The 6,984-nt window shown below is 63.2% G+C and carries 2 protein-coding genes and 1 pseudogene; 1 reads left to right on the top strand and 2 read right to left on the bottom strand.

Annotated elements, in window-relative coordinates; translation table 11 throughout:
* On the top strand, positions 1-2,736 hold a 2,736-nt coding region (locus VN856_RS00940; protein WP_325685253.1), incomplete at its 5' end, for an RND family transporter.
* Between the two features lie 191 nt (positions 2,737-2,927).
* Here the strand turns inward: VN856_RS00940 and VN856_RS00935 are convergent.
* The gene (locus tag VN856_RS00935; RefSeq protein WP_325685252.1) at positions 2,928-6,638 is read right to left on the bottom strand and encodes a multifunctional oxoglutarate decarboxylase/oxoglutarate dehydrogenase thiamine pyrophosphate-binding subunit/dihydrolipoyllysine-residue succinyltransferase subunit; all 3,711 of its coding nucleotides are present in this window, start codon (positions 6,636-6,638) and stop codon (positions 2,928-2,930) included.
* 145 nt (positions 6,639-6,783) lie between these two features.
* A pseudogene (locus VN856_RS00930) lies at positions 6,784-6,984 on the bottom strand (hypothetical protein); the annotation flags it as partial.

Here is a 6,984-nt window from a genome sequence, read left to right as displayed (position 1 = left end):
CGCATCGGAAAGGTATTCAAAGAGTCGGATTCCGACGCGATGGCGATGATCGTCCTCGAAAGTGACCAACCTCTTGGTTCGGACGCTCATCGGTATTACGGAGCGCTCATCGGCCGGCTGAAGTCCGACCCGAAGCATGTGCAGCACATACAGGACTTCTGGGGAGATCCGCTGACCTCGGCGGGTGCGCAGAGTGCCGACGGCAAGGCCGCTTACGTTCAGCTGAATCTTGTTGGCAATCAAGGCGAGACAAAGTCCAACAATTCCGTCGCGGCAGTCCGGAAAATCGTGGACAGCACGCCCGCACCGAAGGGTGTGAAGGCCTATGTCACCGGTCCGGCCGCGATTGCGGCCGATGGTAATACCAGCGGCGACAAGACAGTCGTGAAGATCTTGGTGACAACGGTCGCGGTGATCTTCGTGATGTTGCTCTTCGTCTACCGATCGTTCGTCACGGTGGCGCTGCTGCTGGCCATGGTCGGCATCGAATTAGCCGCTGCCCGAGGAATTGTTGCCTTCCTCGCTTTGCACGATGTCATCAAACTGTCGACCTTTGCCACCAATATCTTGGTGTCGCTCGCGATCGCGGCGGGCACCGACTACGGAATCTTTTTCATCGGGCGCTATCACGAGGCGCGCCACAACGGCGAGAATCGCAAGACCGCGTACTTCACCTCCTATCGTGGTGTCGCCCATGTGGTTCTGGCGTCCGGCCTGACGATCGCGGGCGCGACGTACTGCCTCAGCTTTGCCCGGCTACCGGTCTTCCAGACCTTGGGCGCGCCCTGCGCGGTGGGCATGCTGGTCGCGGTCGCCGTCGCGTTGACCCTGATCCCGGCGGTCATTGCGGTCGGCAGCCGATTCGGTCTGCTGGAGCCCAAGCGGTTGCACAGCGTCCGCGGTTGGCGACGGGTGGGCACCGCCGTCGTCCGTTGGCCGGCACCGATTTTCGCCGCGACGTGTGCGGTCACCATGGTCGGCCTGCTCGCGCTGCCGAGTTACAAAGTGAGCTACGTCGACCGCGACTACATACCCAAGGACACCCCCGGCAACGTCGGAATGGCCGCCGCGGAGCGGCATTTCTCGCAGGCGCGCATGATGCCGGAAATGTTGATGATCGAGTCCGATCATGACATGCGCAATTCAGCGGACTTCCTGGTCTTGGACAAACTGGCCAAGAGTATTTTCCGCGTCGAGGGAATCGCTCGAGTGCAAAGCATCACGCGGCCGCAGGGCACACCGCTCGAGCACACCTCGATTCCGTTCTTACTCAGCATGCAGAATGCCGGGCAGCTGCAGAACCTGCAGGTCGCCAAGGGGCGGCTGGATGACATGTCCAAGCTGGCCGACCAGCTCGGCGGAACCATCAAATCGCTGGAGCGCGTGAACGTTCTGATGAACCAGCTGGTCGGAACGACTCATCACGTCGCCGGCGTCACCAAAGACACGGTGGCGATCACCAACGAGGTGCGCGACGACATCGCCAATTTCGATGACACGTTCCGGCCACTGCGGAGCTACTTCTACGCGGATCCGCACTGCTACAACATCCCGATCTGCTGGGGAATCCGGTCGGCGTACAACGCCACCGACGGTGTGGACAAGCTCAGCGAAAAGCTAGGGGAGCTGAGCAAAGACGTGGATACCGTCGACGCCGTGGTGCCCCAACTCGTCGCGCTGCTGCCGCCGCAGATCGAGACCATGCGGAGCCTGCGGACCATGGTGCTGACCATGCACAGCACGATGTCGGGAATGTTCGACCAGGCCGACGAACTCACCGCAGACGCGACGGCCATGGGCAAGGACTTCGACGCCGCAAAGACCGACGAATCCTTCTACCTGCCGCACGAGGTCTTCTCCAACCCGGACTTCCAGCGGGTCGAGAAGCTGTTCCTGTCGCCGGACGGCAAGGCAGCTCGCTTCATCATCTCGCACAAGGCGGATCCGGCGACGGGCGAAGGCATGTCGCGCATCGACGTCATCAGGACGGCTGCCTACGAGTCGCTCAAGGGCACCGCGCTGGAGGATGCCAAGGTGTACATCGCCGGCACCGCAGCGACGTTCAAGGACTTGCGGGAAGCGTCGAACTACGACTTCATGATCGCGGGTATCTCATCGCTCTGCATGATCTTCATCATCATGCTGCTCATCACCCGAAGCCTGGTGGCGGCGTTGGTGATCGTGGGAACGGTGGCGTTGTCGTTGGCTGCCTCATTCGGGATGTCCGTGTTGCTCTGGCAATACCTGATCGGAGTCAAGTTGCACTGGCTGGTGATGGTGATGTCCGTCATCATCCTGTTGGCGGTGGGCTCCGACTACAACCTGTTACTGGTCGCGCGGTTCAAGGAGGAGATCGGCGCCGGGATTAAGACGGGCATCATCCGCGCGATGGGTGGTACCGGCAGGGTCGTGACGGCCGCGGGCCTGGTGTTCGCCTTCACCATGGCCTCGATGATGGTCAGCGACAACCGGGCTGTTGGTCAGGTGGGCACCACCATCGGTCTGGGCCTGTTGTTCGACACACTGGTGGTGCGGTCGTTCCTGATGCCGTCCATCGCGGCGATGCTGGGCCGCTGGTTCTGGTGGCCGATGAACGTCCCGTCGCGGCCGCCGCGGATCAGGCCGCAGTCCGGCACGGTCCACGCCGCTCACGAGCAACCGGTGGAAACCGATGTCACTGCGCCCATGTCGACAATCGGCAACGGGGCGAGGCACGAGCGGGCCCTACACCGCTAGGACTCACGCTCCGACCAGCCGTCGCGGCGCCGCTTGATCAAGGCATCGGATCGCGGCGTCGCACGTGTCCCGCCACTACCCCTGCGATGCTCTTCAGGGATCGAGATCGACGCTGGCGAGCTGCTTACCCGCAGTTCTTCTCGCCACCGTCGATCTCGATGAAACTTGCAGAACCGCTCGCGCTCAACCGATCAGCGGAAGGCCTCGTCGATGATCTCCTGCTGCTCGACGGCGTGCACCTTCGACGAACCCGACGATGGCGCCGACATGGCGCGACGCGAAATCCGTTTGATGCCAGTCAGTTTGCCCGGGAACAGCTCGGGCAGCTCCAAGCCGAAGCGGGGCCACGCACCCTGGTTGGCCGGTTCTTCTTGCACCCAGAAGTACTCGTTGACATTCGGGTAGTGGTCTAGCGTGTCGCTGAGCCGATGCCAGGGCAGTGGCGCAAGCTGCTCGATGCGCACGATCGCAATGTCGTCCCGGTTGTCTTTCGCCTTCCGAGCCGCCAGATCGTAGTAGATCTTGCCGCTGGTCAGCAGCATCCGAGTCGCCTTGCCGCGGTCACCGATGCCTTCCTCGTAGGTGGGCTCCTCGAGCACCGAGTGGAACTTGGTCTCGGTGAACTCTTTGATGTCGCTGACCGCAGCTTTGTTGCGCAGCATCGACTTTGGCGTAAAGACGATCAACGGGCGCTGGACCCCGTCGAGTGCGTGGCGGCGCAGCAAGTGGAAGTAATTGGCCGGGGTCGACGGCACCGCGATCGTCATCGAACCCTCCGCCCACAACTGCAGGAAACGCTCGATGCGACCGGAGGTGTGGTCGGGGCCCTGCCCTTCATGCCCGTGCGGTAGCAGCAAGACCACGCTGGACAGCTGGCCCCACTTGGCCTCGCCGGAGCTGATGAACTCGTCGATGATCGACTGTGCTCCGTTGACGAAGTCGCCGAACTGTCCCTCCCACAACACGAGTGCGTCCGGGTTGCCGACGGTGTAGCCGTATTCGAAGCCGACGGCGGCGTACTCCGACAGCGGCGAGTCGAAGACCATGAACCTGCCGCCGGTCGGGTTGCCGTCCTTATCGACGGTCAGCAACTGCAACGGGGTGAATTCTTCGCCGGTTTGGCGATCGATGATCACTGAGTGCCGTTGCGAGAAGGTGCCACGCCGGGTGTCCTGCCCGGATAGCCGGATCAATTTGCCTTCGGCCACAAGCGAACCCAGTGCCAGCAACTCGCCGAAGGCCCAGTCGATCTTGCCTTCGTAGGCCATCTCGCGGCGCTTCTCCAGCACCGGAATAACCCGCGGGTGGGCGGCGAATCCTTCTGGCAGAGCGAGGAATGCGTCACCGATACGGGCCAGCAATGCCTTATCCACCGCGGTGTCCAGACCGGCGGCGAGCATCTGGTTGGACTCCACCGACATGCTCGCCTGTACACCGTGCTTCTCGAGTTCGCGAACGTCGTTGAACACCCGCTCCAGTTGGCCCTGGTAGTCGCGCAGCGCGTCCTCGGCCTCTTTCATCGAGATGTCGCCGCGGCCGATCAGCGCTTCGGTGTAGGTCTTGCGGACGCCACGCTTGACGTCGACCACGTCGTACATGTACGGGTTCGTCATCGACGGGTCGTCGCCCTCGTTGTGCCCGCGGCGCCGGTAGCACAGCATGTCGATGATGACGTCTTTTTTGAACTTCTGCCGGAAGTCGACCGCCAGCTTGGCCACCCACACACAGGCTTCCGGGTCGTCGCCGTTGACGTGAAAGATCGGTGCGCCAATCATTTTCGCGACATCGGTGCAGTACTCGCTGGATCGCGAATACTCGGGCGCGGTGGTGAAGCCGATCTGGTTGTTGACGATGATGTGGATCGTTCCGCTGACGCGGTAGCCGGGCAGCTTGGCCAGGTTCAGCGTCTCGGCGACCACACCCTGACCCGCGAAGGCGGCGTCGCCGTGCAGCATCATCGGCACCACGGAGTTACCGCGTTCGCCCTCGCCCTTGTCCAGCAGGTCCTGCTTGGCCCGCACCAAACCCTCCAGCACCGGGTCCACGGCCTCCAGGTGCGACGGGTTCGCGGTCAGCGACACTTGAATGTCGTTGTCGCCGAACATCTGTAGGTACACGCCGGTGGCGCCGAGGTGGTATTTCACGTCACCGGAACCGTGCGCCTGGGCCGGGTTCAGGTTGCCTTCGAACTCGCTGAAGATCTGGGAATACGGCTTGCCGACGATGTTGGCCAGCACGTTGAGCCGGCCGCGGTGCGGCATGCCGATGACCACTTCGTCGAGCCCGTGCTCGGCGCACTGATCGATCGCTGCGTCCATCAGTGGGATGGTGCTCTCGGCGCCCTCCAGCGAGAACCGCTTCTGCCCGACGTACTTCGTCTGCAGGAAGGTCTCGAACGCCTCGGCGGCGTTGAGCTTGCTCAGAATGTATTTCTGCTGCGCCACAGTAGGTTTGACATGCTTGGTCTCGACGCGCTCTTCCAGCCAGGCCAGCTGCTCGGGATCGAGGATATGGGTGTACTCGACGCCGATGTGACGACAATAGGCGTCGCGCAACAGACCCAGGATGTCGCGTAGCTTCTTGTACTCAGAACCGGCGAAGCCGTTGACCTTGAACACCCGGTCGAGATCCCACAACGTCAGGCCGTGAGTGATCACTTCGAGGTCGGGGTGGCTCCGGAACCTGAGTTTGTCCAACCGAAGCGGATCGATGTCGGCCATCAGATGACCGCGGTTGCGGTACGCCGCGATCAATTCCATCACGCGGGCGTTCTTGTCGACGATCGAGTCGGGGTTGTCGGTGCTCCACCGGATCGGCAAGTAGGGCACACCCATTTCCCGGAACAGGTCGTCCCAGAAATCATCCGCGAGGATGAGTTCGTGAATGGTGCGCAGGAAGTCACCCGATTCCGCGCCCTGGATGATGCGGTGGTCGTAGGTCGAGGTCAGGGTGATCAGCTTGCCGATACCGAGTTCGGCGATGCGTTCCGGGCTGGCGCCCTGGAATTCGGCCGGGTACTCCATCGCGCCGACGCCGACGATCGTTCCCTGACCCGCCATCAGCCGCGGCACCGAGTGGACGGTGCCGATGGTGCCGGGGTTGGTCAGCGAAATCGTCACGCCGGCAAAGTCTTCGGCGGCGAGCTTGCCGTCGCGGGCTCGCCGGACGATGTCCTCGTAGGCCGTCACGAACTGCCCGAAACTCATGGTTTCGCAACGCTTGATCGCCGCGACGACCAATGTCCGCTTGCCGTCCTTGCCCTGCAAGTCGATGGCCAGACCGAGGTTGATGTGAGCGGGCGTGACCGAGGTGGGCTTCCCGTCGACCTCGGCGTAGTGCCGGTTCATGTTCGGGAAGGCCTTGAGTGCCTGCACCAGCGCGTAGCCCAAGATGTGGGTGAACGAAACCTTGCCGCCGCGAGTGCGTTTGAGCTGATTGTTGATCACCACGCGGTTGTCGATCATCAGCTTGGCGGGGATCGCACGCACGCTGGTCGCGGTCGGAAGTTCCAGCGACATCGACATGTTCTTCACGACTGCGGCGGCCGCACCCCGCAACACTTGGACCTCGTCGCCGTCGCCGGGAGGCGGGCCGGCCGGCTTGGCGGCGGGCGCCGGTGCCGGTGCCGGTGCGCTTGGCGCACCATTGCCGGATGCGGCAGGGGAAGCGGGTGGCGCAGGCTGCGGAGGTGCGGTCGGCGCCGGGGAAGCCGGCGGAGGAGTCGGTGCAGATGTGGCCGGCTTCACGGCTACCGGAGCGTCGCCCATCGGCTCGGGAGGGTTGTAGTCGACCAAGAACTCATGCCAGCTCGCGTCGACCGAGGAGGGGTCTTCGCGAAACTTGCGGTACATCTCCTCGACCAGCCATTCGTTCTGCCCGAATGGTGAACTCGTACTGCTCACAGCAGCTGCTCGCCTCGATTCCTTCGTCCGGAAGCGCAATGCCGCGCTTGCCACGTCTCACCTGCGGCGGCTCCGACAGGCCGCCCCATAAAGGCTAACCCTTCGACAGCGATCCGCCATGTGAGTTCTGACCGGCTTCTCGCACTCAACCGGCGTCGGAAACCGTCGGCAGTAGGAGCAGGTTGACCGGCCACCGCGCCGGCGGCTCACCGAACGCGTTGCGGGCGTTACGCACGATCTTCTTGCCCGCCAGTCGGTTGCCGACGGCGCCGATAACGGCGCCGATCCCGACCGGCAGCATCTTGCCGAAGAGCAGCGCGCTGCGCCGCAGCGTGAACCGCCGGAC

Source organism: Mycobacterium sp., assembly GCF_035603715.1.
Taxonomy (GTDB): domain Bacteria; phylum Actinomycetota; class Actinomycetes; order Mycobacteriales; family Mycobacteriaceae; genus Mycobacterium.
This window is presented reverse-complemented; position numbering and strand designations above follow the sequence as displayed.